General features: G+C 58.0%; 17 protein-coding genes. 4 read left to right on the top strand and 13 right to left on the bottom strand.

What is annotated here, in order from left to right; all coding sequences use genetic code 11:
- Positions 1–9: 9 nt before the first annotated feature.
- From K227x_RS18705 to K227x_RS18690, 4 genes are read right to left on the bottom strand one after another with little or no spacing between them, the layout of a single operon-like run.
- Positions 10–1,185 carry an AGE family epimerase/isomerase gene (locus K227x_RS18705; protein WP_145178105.1) on the bottom strand — a complete coding sequence of 392 codons (1,176 nt, stop codon included), beginning with the start codon at positions 1,183–1,185 and terminating at the stop codon, positions 10–12.
- 4 nt (positions 1,186–1,189) lie between these two features.
- A complete protein-coding gene (locus K227x_RS18700) occupies positions 1,190–3,853 on the bottom strand; it encodes a sodium:solute symporter family transporter (protein ID WP_145171876.1) in 2,664 nt (887 codons plus the stop codon).
- On the bottom strand, positions 3,820–4,764 hold the full coding sequence (locus tag K227x_RS18695) for a dihydrodipicolinate synthase family protein (protein WP_145171874.1): 945 nt from the start codon (positions 4,762–4,764) through the stop codon (positions 3,820–3,822). Before K227x_RS18695 ends, K227x_RS18700 begins: the two co-directional genes overlap by 34 nt.
- Positions 4,748–5,917 (bottom strand): sialidase family protein, encoded by a 1,170-nt coding sequence (locus K227x_RS18690; RefSeq protein WP_145171872.1) that lies wholly within the window; start codon positions 5,915–5,917, stop codon positions 4,748–4,750. The genes K227x_RS18695 and K227x_RS18690 overlap by 17 nt, the downstream gene beginning before the upstream one ends.
- Before the next feature lie 117 nt (positions 5,918–6,034).
- Between K227x_RS18690 and K227x_RS18685 the strand changes: the two genes are divergently transcribed.
- Positions 6,035–6,736 carry a GntR family transcriptional regulator gene (locus tag K227x_RS18685; RefSeq protein WP_145171870.1) on the top strand — a complete coding sequence of 234 codons (702 nt, stop codon included), beginning with the start codon at positions 6,035–6,037 and terminating at the stop codon, positions 6,734–6,736.
- A 4-nt stretch (positions 6,737–6,740) separates the two neighbouring features.
- Here the strand turns inward: K227x_RS18685 and K227x_RS18680 are convergent, their stop codons facing one another.
- A complete protein-coding gene (locus tag K227x_RS18680; RefSeq protein ID WP_145171868.1) occupies positions 6,741–8,300 on the bottom strand; it encodes a sulfatase-like hydrolase/transferase in 1,560 nt (519 codons plus the stop codon).
- A 590-nt stretch (positions 8,301–8,890) separates the two neighbouring features.
- On the opposite strand from K227x_RS18680, the gene K227x_RS30685 reads away from it, so the two are divergent.
- Complete coding sequence (locus K227x_RS30685) at positions 8,891–9,064, top strand: hypothetical protein (RefSeq protein WP_218933360.1); 174 nt, start codon at positions 8,891–8,893, stop codon at positions 9,062–9,064.
- Positions 9,065–9,160: 96 nt separating this feature from the next.
- Here K227x_RS30685 and K227x_RS18675 read toward each other — a convergent pair whose 3' ends face one another.
- From K227x_RS18675 to K227x_RS18655, 6 genes are all read right to left on the bottom strand, one after another.
- On the bottom strand, positions 9,161–10,357 hold the full coding sequence (locus tag K227x_RS18675) for a DUF1559 domain-containing protein (RefSeq protein ID WP_145171866.1): 1,197 nt from the start codon (positions 10,355–10,357) through the stop codon (positions 9,161–9,163).
- A 106-nt stretch (positions 10,358–10,463) separates the two neighbouring features.
- Positions 10,464–10,637 carry a hypothetical protein gene (locus K227x_RS30680; RefSeq protein WP_218933359.1) on the bottom strand — a complete coding sequence of 58 codons (174 nt, stop codon included), beginning with the start codon at positions 10,635–10,637 and terminating at the stop codon, positions 10,464–10,466.
- Positions 10,638–10,810: 173 nt separating this feature from the next.
- A complete protein-coding gene (locus K227x_RS18670; RefSeq protein ID WP_145171864.1) occupies positions 10,811–12,070 on the bottom strand; it encodes a DUF1559 domain-containing protein in 1,260 nt (419 codons plus the stop codon).
- A 663-nt stretch (positions 12,071–12,733) separates the two neighbouring features.
- Entirely contained in the window at positions 12,734–14,116 is a 1,383-nt protein-coding gene (locus K227x_RS18665) for a sulfatase family protein (RefSeq protein WP_145171862.1), read from the bottom strand.
- Between the two features lie 248 nt (positions 14,117–14,364).
- On the bottom strand, positions 14,365–14,730 hold the full coding sequence (locus K227x_RS18660; protein WP_246145918.1) for a hypothetical protein: 366 nt from the start codon (positions 14,728–14,730) through the stop codon (positions 14,365–14,367).
- 150 nt (positions 14,731–14,880) lie between these two features.
- A complete protein-coding gene (locus K227x_RS18655; protein WP_218933358.1) occupies positions 14,881–15,333 on the bottom strand; it encodes a DUF2071 domain-containing protein in 453 nt (150 codons plus the stop codon).
- A gap of 356 nt (positions 15,334–15,689) precedes the next feature.
- On the opposite strand from K227x_RS18655, the gene K227x_RS18650 reads away from it, so the two are divergent.
- Positions 15,690–16,838: an acyltransferase family protein gene (locus tag K227x_RS18650; protein WP_218933357.1), complete on the top strand. Its 1,149-nt coding sequence runs from the start codon at positions 15,690–15,692 to the stop codon at positions 16,836–16,838.
- 70 nt (positions 16,839–16,908) lie between these two features.
- Positions 16,909–18,330: an O-antigen ligase family protein gene (locus tag K227x_RS18645; protein ID WP_218933356.1), complete on the top strand. Its 1,422-nt coding sequence runs from the start codon at positions 16,909–16,911 to the stop codon at positions 18,328–18,330.
- Between the two features lie 21 nt (positions 18,331–18,351).
- Here the strand turns inward: K227x_RS18645 and K227x_RS18640 are convergent, their stop codons facing one another.
- Positions 18,352–19,590, bottom strand: coding sequence for a hypothetical protein (locus K227x_RS18640; protein ID WP_145171856.1), 1,239 nt, complete (start codon positions 19,588–19,590; stop codon positions 18,352–18,354).
- Between the two features lie 1,323 nt (positions 19,591–20,913).
- The gene (gene carA / locus K227x_RS18635) at positions 20,914–22,047 is read right to left on the bottom strand and encodes a glutamine-hydrolyzing carbamoyl-phosphate synthase small subunit (protein ID WP_145171854.1); all 1,134 of its coding nucleotides are present in this window, start codon (positions 22,045–22,047) and stop codon (positions 20,914–20,916) included.
- Positions 22,048–22,105 lie beyond the last annotated feature (58 nt).

Genomic DNA, 22,105 nt, shown 5'->3' with positions numbered 1-22,105 from the left:
GGCGACCGTCTATGGCGATTGCTCGGATAGCATCTGCCAACACGTCATTTGCATCCGGGGCATATGGAAGGGGCCCTTCCATCGATTGCCCTTCAGTTGGGAACTGACGCTGCCGTCACGGTGCAGATAGCCGAACCATTCACCATGCTGTGGATCGGGGAAATGGTCATGTGCCCATTCGTGGATTTGGCGATGCCAGTCCGCGTACTTGGGATCGCCGGTCAATTGGAAAGCAAGCAGGGTGGCGATGATCGCTTCGCACTGGGGCCACCAAAATTTCATATCGTGCCAGTACTCTTGGACCGGCAATCCGTTGACATCGACGAAGTACAGCAGACCGCCGTGTTCTTGGTCCCAACCACGCTGCCACATCCAATCCAGCATCTGGCATCCGGTTTGGATCAACCCTTGATCGCCGCGGATTTTTCCTTCTTGCATGATGAACCAAGCGCATTCGATAGCGTGGCCCGGGTTCAGCGTTCGCCCGTCGAAATGGTCTAGCAACCCGCCGTCGGCTTGCACTGTCTCCATCACGCACTGGATGTCTGGTTTGATGTGATGCTGGCGAATGTCGTCGATGCTGCGATCGATCCATTCATCGGCGTTAGCCAGTTCAATGGAACCGCGCAGCTGCTGAGCGGTGACGATGGTGATCATCGGGAAACCCATGTCGCGTGTAGGCCGCGTGGCGGTGTATTTGGACTGCGTGCCCTGCGGATTCAGGTTGTGGTCGATGAATCGTTGAAACGTCTGCTGCGCTCTTTCGGCGTATCGGTCCTCTCCGGTCGCTTTGGCAAGTTCACCGTAAGCAATCGCGGCGAAGCTTTCCGAGAAAGCGTACCGCCGCTTTCGAATGGGACTTCCATCGCGGGCTAGATGGAACCACATCCGCCCGTCGCTAGGATCGAAGCAGTGTTGGTCCAAGAATTCGGCGCCGTGCTTGGCCAGTTCCAACCACTCGTCGCGTTGTTCGACGTTGTTGTAAAGTTCGCCTAGCAGCCAGGTGAATCTGCCCTGCTGCCAAACGGACTTGTCGGTGTCGATCACGGTGCCGTCGCGGTTCAGGCTGGTCATGAAGCCGCCATGCTGGCGGTCAACGCTGTGCGTGATCCAGAACGGCAGCGTGTCGTTCAGCAAACCATCGCGGTAGGTCGCGATGAGCTGGTTGCGGCGAAGTTCGTCCATGATTTCAGCTTTGTATTTCCAGGCTCGCTTTACGCGATGGTGTGTCATCCTGTCCGACCTTCGGCAACGTATGAATGGTCAATCCGGCGAGGTCTCCAGCGGGTGGTGCGAAAGCCAGGCTGGCCAGATATCCCACCACAAAACAGGTGGTGATTCCGCACGATGTGTAAAGGTATCCGTTGACGGCGGTGAACTTCCAAAGTCCGAACATGGTCGCGGCGCCGACCATCGCCCCGGTCATGGCACCGGCCGCGTTGGCACGCGTCGTGGTTCCGCCCAAGATGAACAGGCCGCCCAAGACGCCCATGAATAAACCGATGACGACTAAGAATGTGTCGAACAACGATTTGATGCTGGGGTCGACGAATACCAGCCCCAATAGCGTCCCTAGGACTCCCATCAACAGCGTCAATCCACGCGCGTACCGCAGATAGCCCTGGTCGGATCGGCACACATTCCATGGTCGCAAAAAGTCCGTCACGATCGCGGTAGCGGTGGAATTCATGCTGGTCGAAACCGTCGATTGAGCCGCGGCAAAGACGCCTGCAACAATCAGACCTGCGACCCCGATTGGCATCTCCCGAGCGATGAACAACGGGAACACTTGGTCCGTCGTGATCGTCGCATCCAGTTTCTCAGGATGCGATTGGTAGAACGCAAACAGAGCCGTGCCGATAGCAAAGAATAGTAAACTCGCGGGCACCGAAAGCACCGCGTTTGTCCATATCGATCGGGCGGCCAGTCGTTGGTTGGCCGTGGTCATGTATCGCTGCACAACCGCTTGGTCGGCGGTATAGGAGGATAGGTTTTGGCCAATCGCACCTACAATGATGACCCACAATCCAATCTGTGCGTTGGTCGGACTGAGGTGTAGGTTGGCCATGTCAAACTTATCGGACGCATGGGCGGCGGATAGGAATCCAGTGAAACCACCATCGGTCCCGGCCACCAACAGAATCAACGCCAAGATGCCGCCCCCAAACAGCACGATCGTCTGAATCGTATCGGTCCAGATCACTGCTTCGACGCCGCCCAACGTGCAATACGCAATGCTAAGGACGCCCATCAACAGTACCGATTGAGTGGGCGTCAGTGGCGTTGCGATGGCCATCGCAAGCCCGGTCAACGACATCACCACCGCCATCCGGAAGACATGGAACAGCGTGAAGCTGGCGCTGCCGAAGCGTCGGACGGATCGGTTGAACCGTTTTTCCAGGTACTCGTAGGCACTGGTTGCGTCGATTCGTCGAAAGAACGGAAGCGCGACATAGACGGCGACGATCGCAACCAAAGGGATCGTGAAGTTGCCGACCACGTACACCCAGTCTTGCGCGTAAGACTTCGACGGGATGCCCGTGAACGTCAGCGAGCTAAGCATGGTGGCAAAGATGCTGCATCCGGCTGCCCACCATGGGATCCGGCTGCCGCCGCGGAAATAGTCGTCGGTGCTCTTGTTCTTTTTGGCAAAGTAGACTCCAACGCCGACCATCGACAGCAGATAGGAAAACAGCACGATGTAGTTGATCATCCCAAAGCTCGGGACCGCCCGGTTCACGGTGACGCGAAAGACTTTCGGCGATCGAACTCGCGGACGAATTTCCCCCGATGGCACGATGATGGAATCGCCCCAGGGAACTGCGATGGTGGTGACGTGATTGGCCGGACTGGGCCCAGCTTCGGTCCAGGTGTCGGTGATCGTATGGTACGCCAACGTTTTGTGAGGGAATCCAGGATGCTTGTCTCGCAGTCGGTCGGTCTGGTGGAACAGTGACCCGTCCGCACCGCCGAGCACAAAAACGTGGCTTTGCCCGACTCCGATTGCGGTTCCCGCCATGATGCAACGTGGTGCGTCGCGGCGCGTTCGCCAAGTGTTTGAACTGGGATTGAATTCCCAGGTGTCGCTCAGAAACTGGACGTCGTCACCTTGCTGATTTCGGCCGCCGATCACGTACACGCATTCGTCATAGCCGTTGTGCTGGTGAACCGTCAGGTTCAGTGCACGTGGAGGTCCCGGCCAAGGGGGCAGTGCTTCCCACTGAAATTGTTCGGGGGTGGCTTGCCGCGACAGGTCCAACGACCAGAAGTTTGACATTGCTGATTCAAGCGACGGGCCGCTCTGGCCGCCCGCCAGATAGATCGTCGTTCCGATCAATGTGGCCGCGCCGAACGCGCAGGGCTGCGGCAGGGATGGCAGCGATTCTTGGTCGATCGATCCGGTTTCAGGATTCCAGGTCAGCCGGAACACGTCGTCAAACGTACGGGACGAATCGTTTCCGCCCATGCAGACGACACCGGCGGGAACGTTCAGTCCATCGGGTACCGACACGGCGGCACCGTAGGCGATGGGCCGGTGCAGCGTGCCACCGTCTTTCCAAACGTAGTCGCCACCGGTTCGGGTCAGCACATGGATGCGGTCGCGCCAAACTTTGTCGCTTTCCCAAACAGGCCTGGGAAAGTTTGCTCCGCCCGCAACGATCAACCCATCGTTGTGGACTCCTGCAAACGGGCCGGCCACGCCTAGGTCGTCCGGTAGGTCGGGCAGTGCGTTCCACGACAACAACGTCTGGTCGGTGGCGAATGTCGGCGATCCTGCAAACAACAGGACAATGCAGAGGGAACCAAGGATCCGAGCGATCATGAATCCGCCGACGATTGGGGGCTGGACCATTCGAAGAATCCGATCGCGTCGAGTTCGCGTTGCAGCGTTTCGGTCTCCGATTGCGACAGGCGGCCCTGAGGCAATCGGCAGCCACCAAAATCAAGTCCACGTATCGCCAAGACCGCCTTCATCGCCGAATGGAAAGGGTACCGTCCCATGGTGCGAATCATGTCGATCGATCTCGCTTGCCATCGGCGGGCCCTCGGCAGATCACCCGCCGCAACCGCATCGATCACGTGTTGGTAAACCGGTGCCGCGATGTTGTAGGTGCTGCCAATCGCCGCTTCGGCACCCGTGGCGATCGCGCCCAACAGCATCTCGTCACAGCCCCAAACGACGTCGAACTTGCGGTCGGCGAGTTCCAGACAGTGTTGGAATTCGAACAGCTTCGTATCGGTGTATTTCAGTCCCGCTAGGTTGGGGATCCGGTCGGCCGCGTGTTCCAAAAAGTCGGCCATTTGGATCGTCGATCCGGTCAGGATCGGGATGTGGTAGTAATAGAACGGCAGGTCGGCAGCAGCCGAAGCCAAGTCCGCCATGCAATCGACCAACGTGGGAACGTCGGAAACTTTGAAGTACGAGGGGCAAGTCGCCGAGACAATGTCCGCACCAATCTCGCTTGCGTGGGCAGCCAGTTGTTTCGCTTCGGCAAGACTGTTGTGCCCGACCTGCACGATCACCGGCAGTCGACCATCGACAGCAGTCACGTACGACTGTGCGACTTGGCGACGTTCATCGCTTGTCAGCGACATCCCCTCGCCGGTGCTGCCGCAAACGTAGATCCCCGATACGCCATCGCGGATCAGGTGCTGGACCATTTCCGGAACGACCGCCAAATTCAGGCTCCCGTCACGGTTCATCGGTGTGTAGGTCGCTGCGATCAGGCCTTGTAGCCGATGGACGCTATTCTGCTGGGTCATGTTGGGTACTCGGGTTTTGATTCGGTAGACGAATGGCAGTAAAGCTGATGGTGCGGTAACCATCACGTTCGAACAACACGCCCACGCGGCCGTCCGTCATTTTGGTCAGACAGCAATAGGCGAACGCGCCCGGGTAAATGGTTTGCACGTCGGACCATGTTTGTCCTTCGTCTTTGCTAACGCGAAGCAGGCCATTTTCGCGTCCTGTGTGCGAGGCTGGATTTGCAAACAGGATCACGCTGGTTCCCGAATCGGGCCAGGAATAGCGAAGGATCGATGCCTGACAGACCGGTCCGATCAAGGTCGAATCGGTTTTTAGCGGCGACCAAGTTTGACCGCCATCTTCGCTATGCGCGATCTTGCGATGTTTCGTTCCGCCGGCACCCTGGGTACGCGCGTTCAACATCAAACGACCATCGGCCAGTTCGACCATTTGGACCTCGTTGCCGTGTCCCTTCCCGTCGCCATCGGCAACGTCGCCCATTTGCCATGTGATTCCATCGTCGTCGCTGTACACCGCGTAGACTCGCCAATCGCCATAAGGACCCTGGTTAAAAGGCATGACGATGCGGCCGCGATGTTTGCCCTGTTGCAGCACGATGCCGATGCCGGGGCCGGACGACACACTGGTGACAACTTTGCCGCGTTTAACCTGGACCGATACGTCGACTGGTTCCGACCAGGTCAGGCCGTGGTCGTCGCTGGTTTGCGTGAACGTAAAATAGGCGTCCGGGCCGAAGCCAGTAGCGGCATTGCGTTCCCCCAGTTTACTGCGTTGGTACATCAAGATGATCCGTCCCGAATCCAACACCACCGCCTGAGGGTTGTTCAGGGCCAGCGTTCCTTGTTCATGGACGATCTGCAACTTGCCCCAGGTGGCTCCGCCGTCGGTCGAACGTTTCAGGACGATGTCATTTTCGGAATGGTCGCCACCTTGGCGGCCTTCGGCAAACGCCAACAGCGTGCCGTCCTTAGCGGTCACCAAGGCGGGAATTCGAATGGCCGGGTAACCATCCTGGACCGGGACAAAGACGTCGACCAGCTCGGCTGCGGGCGACGGCTGGGCGGCTTGCACCTGGCAACGGGCCATCCCCCAAGGTGACTGGCATGCGGCGACGGCAAAGGAAAAACCAATGATCAAGCGAAGTTGCATTTCAACGCTGCTTTCGGGCGGTGAGGAACGAATCTTGAACCGTGTTATAACATGGTATAACCTGACGCACTGTCGATCTGCTAGTCAGTGCATCGCAATTCAGCCGAGAAAAATCACGTGACCCAGAGTCTCGCCGAAAAATCTTACGATCACATTCGCCAGATGCTGGCCAGCGGTCAACTTCCGCCCGGCAAGCGGCTGGTCAATCGCACCTTGGCGGCCGAGATCGGCGTCAGTGTGATTCCCGTGCGCGAGGCGATCAACCGATTGGCAAGCGAAGGATTGGTGGATCATGTGCCCGGATCGGGTGCCTTTGCACGCGACATCAGTCGGCAAGATTTGGACAACCTGTATGTCTTGCGGGATGCGCTGGAAAGCTGCGCCGCGGCAGAGGCGGCCCGGCATGTCACCGAAGATGAACTGCAAGAGTTCGATTACATCCTGCAACAGATTCGTCAGACGGCCGATGCGATCGCCGGCAGCCGAAACGGGTATAGCAACAAACGCCAGCTGAACGAATGGATGGACAACGAGCAGCATTTTCATGAACTGCTGATCGATGCGTCACGCAATCCGTTGTTGGCTAAAGTTGTGCGGGAGAATCGAGCGATCAGTGCCGTGTTTGAATGTCAACGCAATGACCCCAGACTGCTGACCGCCGATTTGGCGGCACGCACCTGCAAATCCAAGATGCAGTTGGTCGATGCGCTGCGGGAGCGTGCATCGGCGCGGGCCAGACAGTTGATGAGCGATCAGATTCAACAGGGACGCAAAACGGTACTCGGCTATCTGGCGCGCAAGCGCCGACCGGGATCCTGAAATTTCAGTCTTCGCGAAACACACTCCACCGATCCGGCGGCGTGAATCCCTGTTTGTCGTCCGAGTAGCGAGGGATTGAATGAGTCGGCTGTAGACCACGGAATGTCACCATCCGGTTCAGGATCGATCGCACGACTGCGGGGTTCTGGTCAGCAACGTTGACGGTTTCGTTGGGATCGTCGTCGATATGGAAAAGCGAGATCTGGTGTTCGGATGAAGAGGCGATCGCGTCGGCGGCGGTGCCAGCGATATTGGTGCCAGCGATGTTGGGGCCGACGACGACAAGTTTCCATGGTGGGGAGATCGCTGCGATCGGCTCTTTGTCTTCACCCGATTGGCCGTGATAGAAATACAGGTCGCGTGCCGGCAGATGTTTGGCAGTGCCTGCGAAGATGGGATTCAGGTCAATCCCGTCCAGCGTTTTGTCGTTGAACCGATCTGCTGCGATCGTGCTTGGGGCGATCGGGTCTGCTGCCGCGATCACTGTGGGCATCACATCGATGAAAGCCGTTCGCTGCGATATCTTTCGCCCACCGGGATAGCGTGCGGGGAAACGCACGCACGCAACCGCTCGAACTCCGCCTTCAAACGTGGTCAGCTTCGATCCGTGCAGCGGCCGGTTGTTGCCCGGGATCGATCCGACGCCACCATTGTCGCTTAGGAACCAAACCATGGTGTTGTTGCGCACCCCGACATCGTCAATGGTTTTCAGAATGCGACCGATCTGTTTGTCCATCTGCGTGATCATGGCATAGTAGACGCGTTTATTCTGGTTCTTGATGTGGCGATATTGATCGACCGCGTCGTCCGGTGCCTGGAATGGCGAGTGCGGCGCGTTGAAGGGGACGTAGCAAAAGAAGGGCGATTCCAGTTCCGCCGATTCGCGAATGAATTGGGTGGCGGCGTCACCGATCTGCGTGGTGGCATAGGTTTGGTCGGTAACGGTCCCAGCGGGAGCTGAATCGTTGCCGTGGTGCCAGTCCAATTCGCCGTCACGCTGAAGCGTGAAATAGTCAATCGCTCCGTTGAAGCATCCGGTGAAGTGGGTGAAACCACGTTGCAGTGGAAGCCACTTTTTTCGTGCATGGCCCAAGTGCCATTTGCCGAACGCGCCGCGGCGCTGGTAGCCAGCTTGCCCCAGGGCATCGGCCAATGTGGCTTCGTCGGTCGGCAGCCCAAAGTCTCGCCATGGTGGAACCACTGCGCGTGCCATTCCGAATCGGATCGGATACCGACCGGTCAGCAGCCCCGCACGTGTGGGGCTACACATTGGCGATACATAGAAATTGTCTAGTTCGATGCCTTCACGGCAAAGTTGATCCAAGTGGGGTGTTTGGACATCTGCGTTGTGGTAGCCCACCGCGTTCCAGCCCAAGTCGTCGGCGACGATGACAACCACGTTGGGCTGCGCGGCTGTGGTGGTTCGGATCGGAACGCACAGTTGCAACCAGACGATGGCCAGAATTGCGATCGATGCCGCTTGGTGAAGCTTTCGCCCGGCAATCCGGCGAACCCATTTTGCACGGTGTTTGGCCACAGGAAAAAGGGACGTGATCTGAACCATGTTCGATCCAATCGAGGAAAGGGCGATGGGGTGGACGGCGGCAGCAATCGATCGACTGCGTCCATGCGTCCAGAGGCTTCCCCCCCGGTCGCAGCATGACCGCCGCTGGAGTGCCCGCGTGAGCGATTCGGGGGACTAAATTGTAGCCGATCCGTGGTCCCCAACGTCGCCTTGCCTCGATGCCAGACGTCGATGCGTTTAGCAACGAGCGATCCATCCGTTTCGCGATGAAAGTCATCTCGCCCCCGCGGCGCAGCGGTTTGCGGGGGAGAGAGATTAGAGAGCGGGGGAAGGAAGAAACGACATTTATTGATCGCTCGTTGCTTCGTCGATCAAACTCGGTCGATCAACGACCAAAAAGCTTGATGGCGATTCTTGGTGAATCAGGGTTCGCGGTTGACATTTCCCACTGGCATTGAAGGAAACCTGCCATCCTGGTTGCCGCGTGCTGCCGGTCGGGTGACTCGCGAACAAATATATAAGCAAAAACGATCAGCCGAGGTCGCCAAATAGGGGTTCATTGTCTAGATTCACATGAGAGCCAAATGATTGGCTAGCTGATCACTGTTTTTGAAACGAAAGGTTTCTTTATGAGTCGTTTGTTTTGCCTTGCATCTTTGTTGTTGATGCTTGCTGTTGTTGGATGCGGGTCGTCGGATTCTACCAATATCATGGAAAGTGCTGACCAGGCTGCAATCGACGCCTATGACGCACAAGTTGCCGCCGACGAGGCAGCCATGGGTAACTACGAAGAAGCCAAGTAATGTTTACTAACGAAACAACCTCGAGCCGTTGACCGGTTCGAGGTTGTTTTTTTATGGACATCCACATCCACCGTGCGGTGGATTCAGGGGGAAAACCTAGAACTCGCCTACTGTTTCTTTTGCAGCGCGAGTTCCCAGTGCACCCCACAAGCCGAATGGGCTAGCGGATCCTGGTTGGGGGTATCCAGTACCATATCGAACCTTGGGCGAATTTTTGTCGCCAGCTTCAATACTGTCAGTCACAAATTTCACAGCACCGTCGCCCATGATGACGTGAACGCCACCCTGGTGGCGGCTGGAAGCACTGATCTCACCTGAACTAGAATCGGCACCGCCCAAGCAGACCGGTGAATTGGGTGCCAGGATCGTTACGAAGCTCGTGTAGATGGGGGCACCGTCAGCCCAACGTGCGCCACGGGTTTGGTTGCCCGCCAAAACGTTTGTCGCTGCTGACAACCAGAACTGTGGTCGTTCCGGGTCGATCGAACTGGTGCAAGGCAGTGTCCCGCCATGCATCGCGGTCCAGTCGGCAGAGTTCCGCGGTGCGGTGCGGGTGTCTCGATCGCCCAGGTCGGTGGTCATTTCCGCAGCCATGATGGTGTTGGACAAACCATCCAAAACATCACGAAAACCCGTATATCGGCGATTGATGAACATGCCGCGGTTGGATCCCATGGCATCGGCTTCGATGCCGTTGGACCACTGATTGTTGGTGAAGTTGATGATCCCCGTGTCCACGCGGTGGGTCGCATCGCCAAGGCAAACACCATAGTTGGTCCGTCCCAACGTTCCACCGCCGACCCCGGGGTCACTTGGGCAGCGGAGCATGGGCAGGTCCGTCATCCATGGCGAATAGGTCGTCGTCCACGGTGCCGGTCCCATGGCTGGCCAAGGATCCGTGGGGATCCCGTCGGCCAAGGGGTTGGAAATCTGTTCCCACATCGCCTGTTGTTCGAAATAGGGCAGCAAACCGATTAGGAATGACAAGCGGAATCGGTTGTTGCCTGCTGCGCTGATGCGGGTCGTGCCGCCTGCGTTGAGCCCGGGAACATTCAGTTTCCCGTATTGATAAGTTCCACCCAATTGCATGGGGAACTTATTGAACGCGGAATGATAGTTGTGAAATGCAAGACCCATTTGTTTCGCATTGTTGCTGCAACTCATTCTTCGGGCTGCTTCGCGGGCGGCTTGAACCGCTGGCAGTAGCAAGCCTACTAACACGCCAATGATTGCGATCACCACCAAAAGTTCTACAAGCGTGAATGCAGAATGCAGGCGGCTGTTGTTTTTCATACAAGACCTTTGAAAAGAGATTGGGAAAACGGGGACTGCTGCACGTTTGTGTGCAGCACAAAATCAGTCGATAGAACGGGCGACAAAAGATGGTGGACGCGGAACACTACTTGTAGTTTTTGCTGTCTTCTGCCATTTGCTTGTCGTAGTCATCGTAGGATGCTTGTTGTTCCGCTTCGCTACGTTCGTCTGTCACAACGGTCGACGCACGCTCGGAACAGCCTGTCACGGTAGCGATGACGCCGATCAATAGCAGGCTTCGGAAAAATCGTTTGGTCAACTTCGAAACTCCAGTCAACAATTTTAAATATCAATTTTCACTCATACATCGCCTAATCACCGACAGACAGCATTGACTGCCCTCGGTACATGAAGATGCCCCCCCGTCGGAAACGGGAGGGCACGTTCAAATTGCAGTGTGGGCATGCACGAAAGCATGCTTTGCTGAAGACTTTAGAATTCGCCGTCGATCACTTCACGCGATGCACGAGAGCCAAGAGCACCCCACAATCCGTATGGGCTTTGGGCACCCACTTGGTTTTTGGTGGCAGCGCTGCCGGTCAGATAAACCATGGGGTTCGTCTTGTCGCCGGCTTCGATCGAATCGGTGATGAACTTAACGGCTCCGTCGCCCATCAGGACGTGGGCACCACCTTGGTGTCGGCTGGAAACGGTTGCGACCAAGTCGCCGTGGCCAGCACCACCACCTGCGTCGGTGCACAGTGGCGAGTTAGGGCCCAAAATGGTGTGCACTTGGCCGTAGATTGGCATCACGTCGTACCAGTGGTATCCGCGACCCCAGTTGGAGTTGGTTCCGACCGTGGCGATCCAGAATTGAGGGCGAAGCGGATCCAATGTTGCTTCCATGAACGATGGGTTCAGGTGACAGTTTTGGCGTTCGCCGGTGACACCGACTCCTCCGCTAGTTGGCATCGATGTGCGGGCATCTTTGTCGCCCAAATCGGTTGCAATTTCGCCGCACATGACGGTGTTGGACAAACCGTCCAAAGTGTCGCGGAACTTGACGTTGCGGGTCAGCACGAACATACCGCGGTGGGCGGCGTTGGAGTGGTTCGCGGTGCCAGCGTTTGGCGTGTAGGGGAACGTGACGGATGCGTCATCGGACTTTTCGTTGACGTTCAAGTAGGGGTCACGCGATCGGTACGACGAATCGCCGGTGCAGGCGACGTAGTTCGTACGACCAAGCGATGGCAATCCGCTGCCAGGGTCGCTAGGGCAACGCAAAGTGGCCAGTTCGGTGACGTACGGCAGGTAGTTGCGTTCGTCAGGACGTGGGCCCATCGATTGCCAAGGTGGCGACTTCGTGGATCCATCGGAATTGATCGCAAGCGGGTTGCTGATCTGTTCCCACAGTGCTTGTTGTTCCAGGAAAGGAACAACGCCGACCATCATCGAAAGTCGGTGGTTCGAGGTGCCGGTGGCGGTTGGCGATGTGGGGGATGGTTGATCCCAAAGGTCGCGTCCGCCAACCACGTAGGTGCCCGAACCGTGCAGTGGCAGTTGGTTGTAAGCAGAGTGGTAGTTGTGAATCCCCAAGCCAATTTGCTTGAAGTTGTTACTGCAGCTCATCCGGCGTGCGGCTTCGCGTGCAGCTTGGACGGCCGGCAGCAGTAGGCCGACAAGAACACCGATGATGGCAATCACAACTAGCAGTTCGACTAGCGTGAATCCCTTGGTGGGACGCAACTTCATGTATCTAACCTTCAAAATTGAAAAGTGAAAAAATTTCGGCGCAACACCGTCTGATTCGTGGGTCGTCAGTGACGATCCCAACCGATGGTGCGGCACATTAAGCGTGGTAGTAGCGAACGATCTCTGACGACCTAGTCGAAGTTCGGAATCAGCAACCTGGGTCGCGGATTCCTGTATCCAGCTGCATCCGAGTCATGACTGATTATGAAATCACTCAGTGCAGACGGATTTCTATCGCAAAAGCAAATGGAAATTCGGGGAAGCAACTGGATCATGACTTCGGTGCGGGGAACGCACCGAACGGGAGGCAGGGGGGGAGGTAGGCAGGTGTTGCGGCTGTTCTAGCGACGCTATCAACAGTCTTGCACTTGCGACGTTGTAACGCAGTTTGAAAACCGTTCCAGTCCTCAAGTTTCGCTTGATTGCCAACTTTTGTCAAAAGATATTGGCGGAAACTTACGGCTTACCTCTGCAGGTGGGCACTGCGACTCGGGAAGATAGGGGAATCTGCAAGACGCGAATTCAGAAAATGCGTTTGCACGAGGGCGGGGACCGATTGGGCTGGCCAGCAAAGCGTGCCGGCCGAGTCCATTGGTCGAACCAAAGTGACGCATTTGCGACAAGGCCGTTGTTCGAAACGGCGCTCTCGAGTTCATCCTTGGGTCACGGATTCTGGGCTTTTCGCTTTCGCGGTTTGGGCGCTGCTTTACGACGAGGCATCCGCTGCAGCGCGTCCATTTCGGTCTGCATTCCTTGGTCGCCGCAGTGCTTCATCCATTGATCCAGTTGTTGCCGTAGTTCGGCTTTGATTTCGTCATAGCCGCTGTGGTCAGCCAGGTTCGTCAGTTCCAGCGGATCGGCGACCACATCGTACAGTTCGATTTCGGGGCGATGCTGGTAACGTTGGACCTTCGCGATTGCGTCCGCGTCACCGGTCTTTGCTTTGGCGACCCAGCTGCGGAATTCGGGAGAGGTAGTGCATGCGTTTCGGAATTCGATTTCCGGCGAGAAGTTCCAGATGTATTTGTGGGTTTCCGAGCGCACGGACCGGATGCCGAAGTGATCGGAGCCATCGTTGATGCCGCGAGTCGTCATTTCCCCAAAGACGAATTGTTTGTGTTCCTGTTTGCCTGCGAAGACGCTCAGCAGGCTTTGGCCGTCCAAGATGGGGGCGGGGTGGCCACCGGCAGCTTCGATAAAGGTCGGTAGGAAATCGACGTATTCGATCATCGCGGGGTTGGTAGAACCAGGTTCCACTCGGCCTGGCCATCGCACGATGCATCCGGATTGCAGCCCGTTGTCGTAGCAGGTCCATTTGGCGAAAGGCATTGAACTTCCCTGTTCGCTGACGACCACCAACAGCGTGTTTTCGCTCAAGTCATGTCGGTCCAGCAATTCGATCGTTTGACCGACTTGGGTGTCGAAGTACGTGATTTCAGCCAAATAGCGTGCCATCCCTTGCCGTGTCTCGGGTGTATCCACGAAATACGGCGGCAGTTGGATCTGGTCGACGGGGTAGCGCGAAGGGTCGCCCTTGTCCCACGGCGTGTGCGGTTCATTGGAACACAGCAATAAGCAGAATGGTGACTCGTCCTGTTTGCATTGCCGAACAAAGTCGTCGACCTTGTCAAAGTCCGGATTCTTGTTGCCCGGCAGTTCGTCCCAGGAAAACACCGACGCGGGCGACACATGGCTCTTGCCACTGTGGGCGACGCGGTATCCCAGTGGTTTTAGGTACTGGACCACGCTGGGCGTGCCCGGGTCGACGTGGGTGTGGTTGGGGTAGGCGCCGGACTTGACCGGGTATTGGCCGGTGTAAATGTTGTGTCGAGTCGGCGAACACATCGGCGCCGCTTGGAAGCATCGGGTGAACCGCACGCCTTCGGTCGCCAACTGATCGATGAACGGGGTGTGAGCCTGTCCGCCGTAACAACCGAGATCACGGAAGGTGCAGTCGTCAGCAATCACAAATACGATATTGGGTGGCGATTCTGCCCAGGCGGTGATTGTCATCGTGATCAAGCAGGCCATGGCTGCGATGCGCATTGTTGTTTCCTAGGGTCGTGATTCGGGTGCGAAGGACACGGCGGGGGCGAAGAACGGGGCGGGTTGTGCAGGACGCCGGATAGCCCCGGCCGGCCGGATGGTTTGCGAGTAAGTCGATTGCGAGCGGATCCATTGCGGCAGCGTGGGCGGTGGATCACGCTTCGCTAGCGCCCCAGAAGTCGTGCCACTGGTATCCGTCCGCCAAAAGCGGGTCGGATGAAAATTCCAGATGCAATATTCGTCGGTGTTCAACGGTTCCCGGTGTCGACGCGGAGCTGCAGTGACTGATCAGAGGCCGCATGACCAGTGCGTCGCCCGCGCTTGCGTAAATGGTACAACACACGCACGAGGCCAAAACCGCTACCTAGCTGCATTTGCAGCAACTGACCAATGGGCCCCGATTGCCAGAAAATGCGAAGTCGGGGGACGGTGTCCAGCAAGTTTCTGGCCGCATAGACGTGTCCGCGGCTGGACCGAGCCCGTTGTTGATCGTGATCGTCGGCGAACGCGGCTTCGCAGCTGGAGATCAATTCATCGACAGTCGTTTGATCGATCGCATTGTCGATGCGACAGAATCCGTCGGCCGCCAAATTGGCTTGTGGTTGCGATGACATGCAGGACACCTAGTCTATGAAAGTGTCCATTCTATCACGCCACAGTCGAGTCGAATCACCGGGGCGTACAACCAGAGGATTGCTTTGCCCCCATTTTTTCGACGTCGATTTCGTTGAGGTCTAGGCATGTCAAAATCGTCGGCCCGATCTTCATTCGGAACGATTGCGTGTGGCCCCGAAGCCTTCGCAGCCAGTGGCCCACCAAGCGTGCACGTCGATCGCATCGGCATGCAGCAAGTGTGGGGTGCCGGTGAAGTCGAATCCCAGGTGGGAACCCATCGTATTGGTTCGGATTTCGCAGCTGGCTGGTGACAAAGCCCAAGGCGGGTGATCGATTTCACCGCGATAGAGTTTGCCTTTTCGATTGCTGCTGTAAAGGCAATACCGCGCGGTCAACCAATGTTCTAGCGATCCGCGCTGGGCCGCGAACGTTTCGCCCGTGCTGCGGTAGCTGGCGTCGAAGTCGGCCGGCGGCTGGCCGGTGTGGGTGCGGTGGGATTGGTAACGCGTGCTGCCATCATCTTGGGATCGACTGCCCAGTGTGCGAATAACAGCTTGGACCATGTCATCCGAATTACCCACGGCACACGGGGAAGCGGCCATGTCCGGTCACTGTCGGTGGATGGATCGCTGCGTTGCATCGGATTCTGAAATCCCTGGATTGCCAAGTGAGCGTCTCGGCGGAGGTCGGTGCGTCGGTCGATGCCGGAGTTTGAATTCTAACGCCGCCGGACAGTTGGCGGTGCCGGGGCCTGGCGTCGTTTTTTGACCTAGGTTTGATTGGACGCCGATGCGCATCGGCGGTCCAGGGTGACCAATCGATACAACCGGATCAGTCCGATCGGATGCTTTGCATCGGCCGAGTGACGATTTCGGGTGGATCGCCCAAACAAATTTTGTTCGCGATCGCCGGATCCGGACGATTTGCACCGATACGCCGTCCGGACGGGAACGAACCAGTGGATCACGATCTTTCGATCCAAGCCAAACAGACCTTTTCGATTGTCACCCTGCTGGCAACAGTGTTGGTGGTTGGGATCCACTACAAGTCGGACGTCCCTGATCTGCCCGACGCAACGCTGGCGACTTGGAATCAACTGGGCCAAGAATTTTTGTTCGGCGGCGTCGCACGCGTCGCGGTTCCCGTTTTCGCTTTCGCCGCCGGCTTGTTCTATTTTCGCAGCGACGACGGAACATTTGGATGCTACTGCAAAAAATTGTCGGACCGCGTTCGTACGGTTGCGATTCCATTTTTTATCGTCGGTTCGGTCGCGATGACCTTCTGGTTGCTGGTCCGGCGATCCGAGGGAAAGCCCATCGATTTGACGATGGCCGAATTTTTGTCGACATGGTGGCTGCGACCACCGGCTGAACAGTTGTGGTTCCTTCGCGACTTGATGGTGTTGGTCGTGATCGCTCCGGTGATTCGGTGGCTCGGTAGCCGCACGGCCGTGGCAGTCGTGGCGTTAGCGTTGATCGGCGGATCGTGGTTGCTGGATTTCCAGTGGTTCCCGCCCGTGGCCGGATGGCGGATTTTGCAGATGGAAACGCTATTGTTTTTCATGCTCGGATGCATGTCGTTGTCACGCAGGTCGTGGATCGAGATGGCTGGCCGTGCATCGTTGTCCGTCATCGCCTTGGGATGGCTGATTTGGTCAGCGTTGGTCGCGATCCGAATCTATCTGCGAGCCGATTTTGATATTTGGTATGCCGACGATCACGGCATCGCGGACTTGTTGCTGCACCAGTCATCGATCCTGGTCGGAACGGTGGTCTTGTACATGACTGCATGGCGGATGCGGCATCGTTGGCTGCTGTATTTGGCTAGCGGTTCGTTCTTTGTTTACCTGGTTCACGAATTTCCGCTGCGTGCGATCGCGCACCGACTGACAGACCGATTCATGGATCCGGACTACTCGTGTTGGTTGTTGACGCCGGTGGTGTTGGTCGGGTGCTACGCCACGGCGATGTTGCTGGGCCGATTCTGCCCCGCGGCGATGGCGATGTTGACAGGGGGCCGTATCCCGCGACCCGCACCCAGTAACGTCGCACCCAGTAACGTCGCAGTCAGCAACTCGCCAAGTCGCCGAGCCGAGGGTGTGAAGTAGCCCGTGCCGAATCTAAATGACCCGCAATCGAATCCGCCCATCCGTCGGCTTCCTAACCCCGTTCACTAAAATGCAAGTATTGATTGCCCTGTTCGCTCTGGCCGCACTGGTCTGGTTGGTGCCGATGATTCAGCACGGACGGCTGATGTTGGTCGCCATGGCGGTGCTAGGCGTCGGAACCGTTTTGGGGCCCGCGTTCTTTGCCGTCGATGGGCCCATTCAGATCAGTTTGGATCGTGTGTTGTGGGGGGCAATGTTTGCGTTGGCCGCCATCGGTTGGCGGATGGGCAATGTCCGACTGCCGAAACTGAACCGTTTGGACTGGATGGTGGTCGGGGTGGTCGGATGGTTCTTTATCCGCGCTGCGATGGGAGGAGCGGTTCCGGACGGCAGTTCGCCGGTTGCCCGGTGGTTGTTCTATATCGCAATGCCAGCAGGCATGTACCTGATTGCCCGCTTAGTCACCGTTCAGCAGCAAGACATCCAGATCATGATGATCGGTATGGTCGGGCTAGGTTTGTACCTGGCCGTGACCGCGGTGTTCGAAGTCTATGGTGTGCATGGGTTGGTGTTCCCGCGATACATCGTCGACGGCGAAGTGTGGGAGTTCTTTGGGCGCGGCCGGGGACCATTGATGAACCCGTCTGGAAACGGGATTTTGATCAGTATCGCGCTGGTGGCTGCCGCTTTGGGATTTGTCTATGCCGGCCGACGTGGAAAGTTAGTGTATGCGGTGATCGTAACGGTTCTGATGGTCGGTCTGTACGCCACGCTGACGCGTAGTGCTTGGATGGGCGGGATCGCAGCCATCGGATTGGTGGCGATGTTGTATTCGCCGCGTTGGGTCCGTGTGCTTGGCCTCGCGATGGTGGTGCTGTTCGGTGGCGCGTTCGTGATGGGGCTGAAGGATCAACTGGTTCAGATGAAGCGAGACAAGAACCTGACCGCAGCCGATGCCCAGAAGTCGATGGCGTTGAGGCCACTGTTGGCGATCGTCGCGTGGGAGATGTTCAAAGATCGTCCGATCGCCGGGCATGGGTTCGGTCACTACTTTGCTCACAACGATCCCTACCACAGCCAACGTGGGTATGACCTGCCGCTGGAAATCGCTCGTCCCTACAACCAGCACAACGTCGTGTTGTCCGTGTTGGTTGACACCGGACTGGTCGGTGCGTCGCTGTTCGTCGGCTGGTTGGTCAGTCTGATGGGAGTCGGGTGGCGACTGGTGCGCGAGGCCAATCGGAAGCCCGAGGTGCGATGCACCGGCGTGATGTTGTTGGGGACGATGATTGCCTATCTGATCAACGGAATGTTCCAAGACGTGCTGATCATCCCTATGGTTCACATGTTCCTGTTTTACATCGCCGGGGTGGCCGTGACCGTGCGAGAATGTGAAATGGTGATCAAGGTTCCCGAGAACGCAAAGTCGCCGGCGCTGCGTGGTGCAGCGGCCAATGGCTATGTGTCGGCACAGGTCCCAGCGTCTTCTTAGACGGCAACGTCAGCGATCGGGCTAGCGAAGTGTCGAAGCGCGAGGCGTCCAGTCGTTGATTGGCGGCTTGTCGGCCAAGCGCAACACGTGTTCGCAGTTCATGTCGTCCGCTTCGCCACGCAATCGGACATGGATGATCACGTCTTCGCCGTTGGGACGTTCGTCCTGCCACTGGATCGGAACATGCAATCCTGAAACCGGATCGTTCCGCATCAGGGTCTGCACTTGGCGTGGATTGAAGTCCCAGCGTCCGATTCTTGCTTCATCCGCTGGTCGGGTTGGATCGAGGACTGCGATGGACAGTTCGGCATCGATATCGAATTGGCCCATATCGACTGGGCGTCCGGATCCGTCAATTGCATTGATGACGATGACCGCGCCATCCAGTTTTCCATCGGTATGATGGGCGACGGAAAGGCTGGGGTGAACCTGCAGCCTCTCGGGGACGCCACGCTTGGAATTGATGGAATCGGGCAGAATGATTTGGCCGGGTGGCAGTTCTTCGACACCATCGCGAGGCGGCGGAAGGATTTCGCCTGGAATGACAGGGTTGGGCTTGGTGTCTTGGATGCCGGGCGGGACCGGTCCGCCAGGCGCAGGCAGGCGAAGTCGATTTAGGTCTGGCTTGGCTGGCAATTCAATCTTGGGGGCATCGTCACGAAACGGTGACGATGGGTCCGTGTTGGGATCGCGGTTCGGGCCGCCCGCATCGTCAGATGGGGCTTTGGGCGCGGCAGCGTCTGGCGTCGGGACCGGCACCAATTCGGCACCCGTGGGTGGCTGGGCGTCGGTCGGGTCCGTCAGTGGCTGGGGTGCATCGAGCGAGCTGTTGGGGAGGTCGCGGTTGGGTGGGGAATCGGTTCCAAGCCGGTCGACGTCCAGGTCTTCGTGTGGCATCGGATCGCCAGCGTCGACGGGGACTCCCTCGTCAAACATTGGCAAGTCGTAGTCTTCGGTTTCCAGCCCGCGGCCAAATTCGTCCTGATCGCTGTCCGGTGTCGGGTCTGGATAGGGAGCGTAGTCGGACGCCGAGGGGATCGATTGCGAACGTTTCAGTTCGTTGGGGTGCGAATGCGGTTGGATGGTCGATGGGACATGAATCCGTGCCGATTCGACTTCCCGTTGGTATTGCTCCAACCGGTCTCTCAGAATGCGGTTTTCGTAGTCCGCATCGTAAAGCTGGTCCTCGAGGATTCGCGACTCGGAGGCGATTTTTTGATAGTACAGGTCGCGTTGAGCCCGGCCGCGGCAGCCAGCCATCGAAGTCACCCACAGGCACGCAGACACCACGCACGCGGCACGCGTGATAGATAGCAATCGGCGGGACTTCCCTGTACTCACCGGCAGTTTGTCAATTTTGTCGAATCGGAGAATGAAGACTCAAGTCTCTCGATTAACAAGCCGACAGGGGCTGGGTCAACGTCGTTTCACAGTCCGTTCGTAGAATCAGTGCAGCAGGCCGCAGCAGCGATCACGGTTGATCGGGTCTGCGACGTAGGCCGAATCAAGCGAAGCGCCGATCCGGCACGGTTGGTGGCGTTTGGGTGGGGGGGATGCCGGATCTGCGTCGCTGCGCTCCTTGATCCGGCCTACTTTTCTGCTTGTAACGCAACTTGCCACGAGTTTCGGCCACCGTGGCCCTCGTCCGCGTCGTTTCGCTTGGTGGCGTTTGGGGAGAGGAATTGCGGGATGCCCGGCCGCTTACGCGATCACGGCTCACCGGGTCTGCGACGTAGGCCGAATCAAGCGAAGCGCCGATCCAGCACGGTTGGTGGCGTTTGGGTGGGGGGGATGCCGGATCTGCGTCGCTGCGCTCCTTGATCCGGCCTACTTTTCTGCTTGTAACGCAACTCGCCACGAGTTTCGGCCACCGTGGCCCTCGTCCGCGTCGTTTCGCTTGGTGGCGTTTGGGGAGAGGAATTGCGGGATGCCCGGCCGCTTACGCGATCGCGGCTCACCGGGTCTGCGACGTAGGCCGAATCAAGCGAAGCGCCGATCCGGCACGGTTGGTGGCGCTTGGGTGGGGGGATGCCGGATCTGCGTCGCTGCGCTCCTTGATCCGGCCTACTTTGCTGCTTGTAACGCAACTCGCCACGAGTTTCGGCCACCGTGGCCCTCGTCTGCGTCGTTTCGCTTGGGGAGGGGAATTGCGGGATGCCCGGCCGCTTACGCGATCACGGCTCACCGGGTCTGCGACGTAGGCCGAATCAAGCGAAGCGCCGATCCGGCACGGTTAGTGGCGCTTGGGTGGGGGGGATGCCGGATCTGCGTCGCTGCGCTCCTTGCTCCGGCCTGCTTTTCTGCTTGTAACGCAAATTGCCACGAGTTTCGGCCACCGTGGCCCTCGTCCGCGTCGTTTCGCTTGGTGGCGTTTGGGGAGAGGAATTGCGGGATGCCCGGCCGCTTACGCGATCGCGGCTCACCGGGGCTGCGACGTAGGCCGAATCAAGCGAAGCGCCGATCCGGCACGGTTGGTGGCGTTTGGGTGGGGGGATGCCGGATCTGCGTCGCTGCGCTCCTTGATCCGGCCTACTTTGCTCGCGGGGATTTTCGGCCTGCGTGCCGTGATCAACGTTCGGAGAATTAGGACGCCGTTGTGGCGGCCATCAATTCCTGGAACCGTTCGAACAGATAATGGCTGTCGTGCGGGCCGGCGGCGGCTTCGGGGTGGTATTGGACGCCGAAGGCCGGGTGAGTTTTGTGACGGACCCCTGCGACGGTGTCGTCGTTCAGGTTGCGGTGAGTGATCTCGAGTTCCTCGGGCAACGAATCGGCATCGACCGCGAAGCCATGGTTCTGAGTGGTGATTTCAACTTTGCTGGTCGTTAGATCCATCACCGGTTGGTTGGCACCGCGGTGGCCGAACTTCAGCTTGAAGGTTTTGGCACCACAGGCCAGCGACAACAATTGATGCCCCAGGCAGATCCCGAAGATCGGTGTCTTCCCGAGCAGTTCGCGAATGGTGTCGCATGCGTACCCAAGCGGTTCGGGGTCGCCGGGTCCGTTGGATAGGAACACGCCATCAGGGTTCAATTTCATGATGTCCGCGGCGGACGTATTGCCCGGCACCACGGTGACCTTGTAGCCGCGCGACGCGAAATGCCGTGGGATGTTCCACTTCATTCCAAAGTCCATGCAGACCACGTGTGCGCCACCGCCGGTTCCGGCAGCCGCGCCAATCTCGGTCGTGGTCCAATCGTCAAGCTTTTCGTCCCAGGTCGCAATCGATTTGCCCATCACTTCGCAGGCGATGTCGCGGCCCACCAGGCTGGGGGCTGCTTTGGCCTTTGCGACCAGGCTGGCGTCGTCCATGTCGATCGTCGACAAAATGCCTCGCATCGCACCGGCGTTGCGGATATGACGGACAAGCGCCCGAGTATCCAGCCCCGAGATCCCGATGATGTTGTGCTGTTTCAGGTAGCTGTCCAGGTCGCCTTCGGCCCGATAGTTACTGTAGATCCGGCTGGACTCGCGAACGATGAATCCGGATAGCGATGGGACCGCGTTTTCGATGTCAGCCGAATTGACGCCGTAGTTGCCAATTTCGGGATACGTCATCGTGACGATTTGGCCACGATAGCTGGGGTCCGTCAGGATTTCCTGGTACCCCGTCATCGACGTGTTGAAGACGACTTCGCCGGTCACTTCACCGACCGCGCCGAAGGATTCACCCGAAAAAACAGTACCGTCTTCGAGAGCAAGTTTTACGCCAGGCATGATGAGGGCACCGAAAGTGTTTTGCGAGGAATTTCTATGTTGATCGGGATCGCGTGGG

The organism is Rubripirellula lacrimiformis (genome assembly GCF_007741535.1).
Taxonomy (GTDB): Bacteria; Planctomycetota; Planctomycetia; order Pirellulales; family Pirellulaceae; genus Rubripirellula; species Rubripirellula lacrimiformis.
The sequence above is the reverse complement of the archived record's forward strand: the minus strand, read 5'-3'. Positions and strand labels throughout refer to the sequence as shown.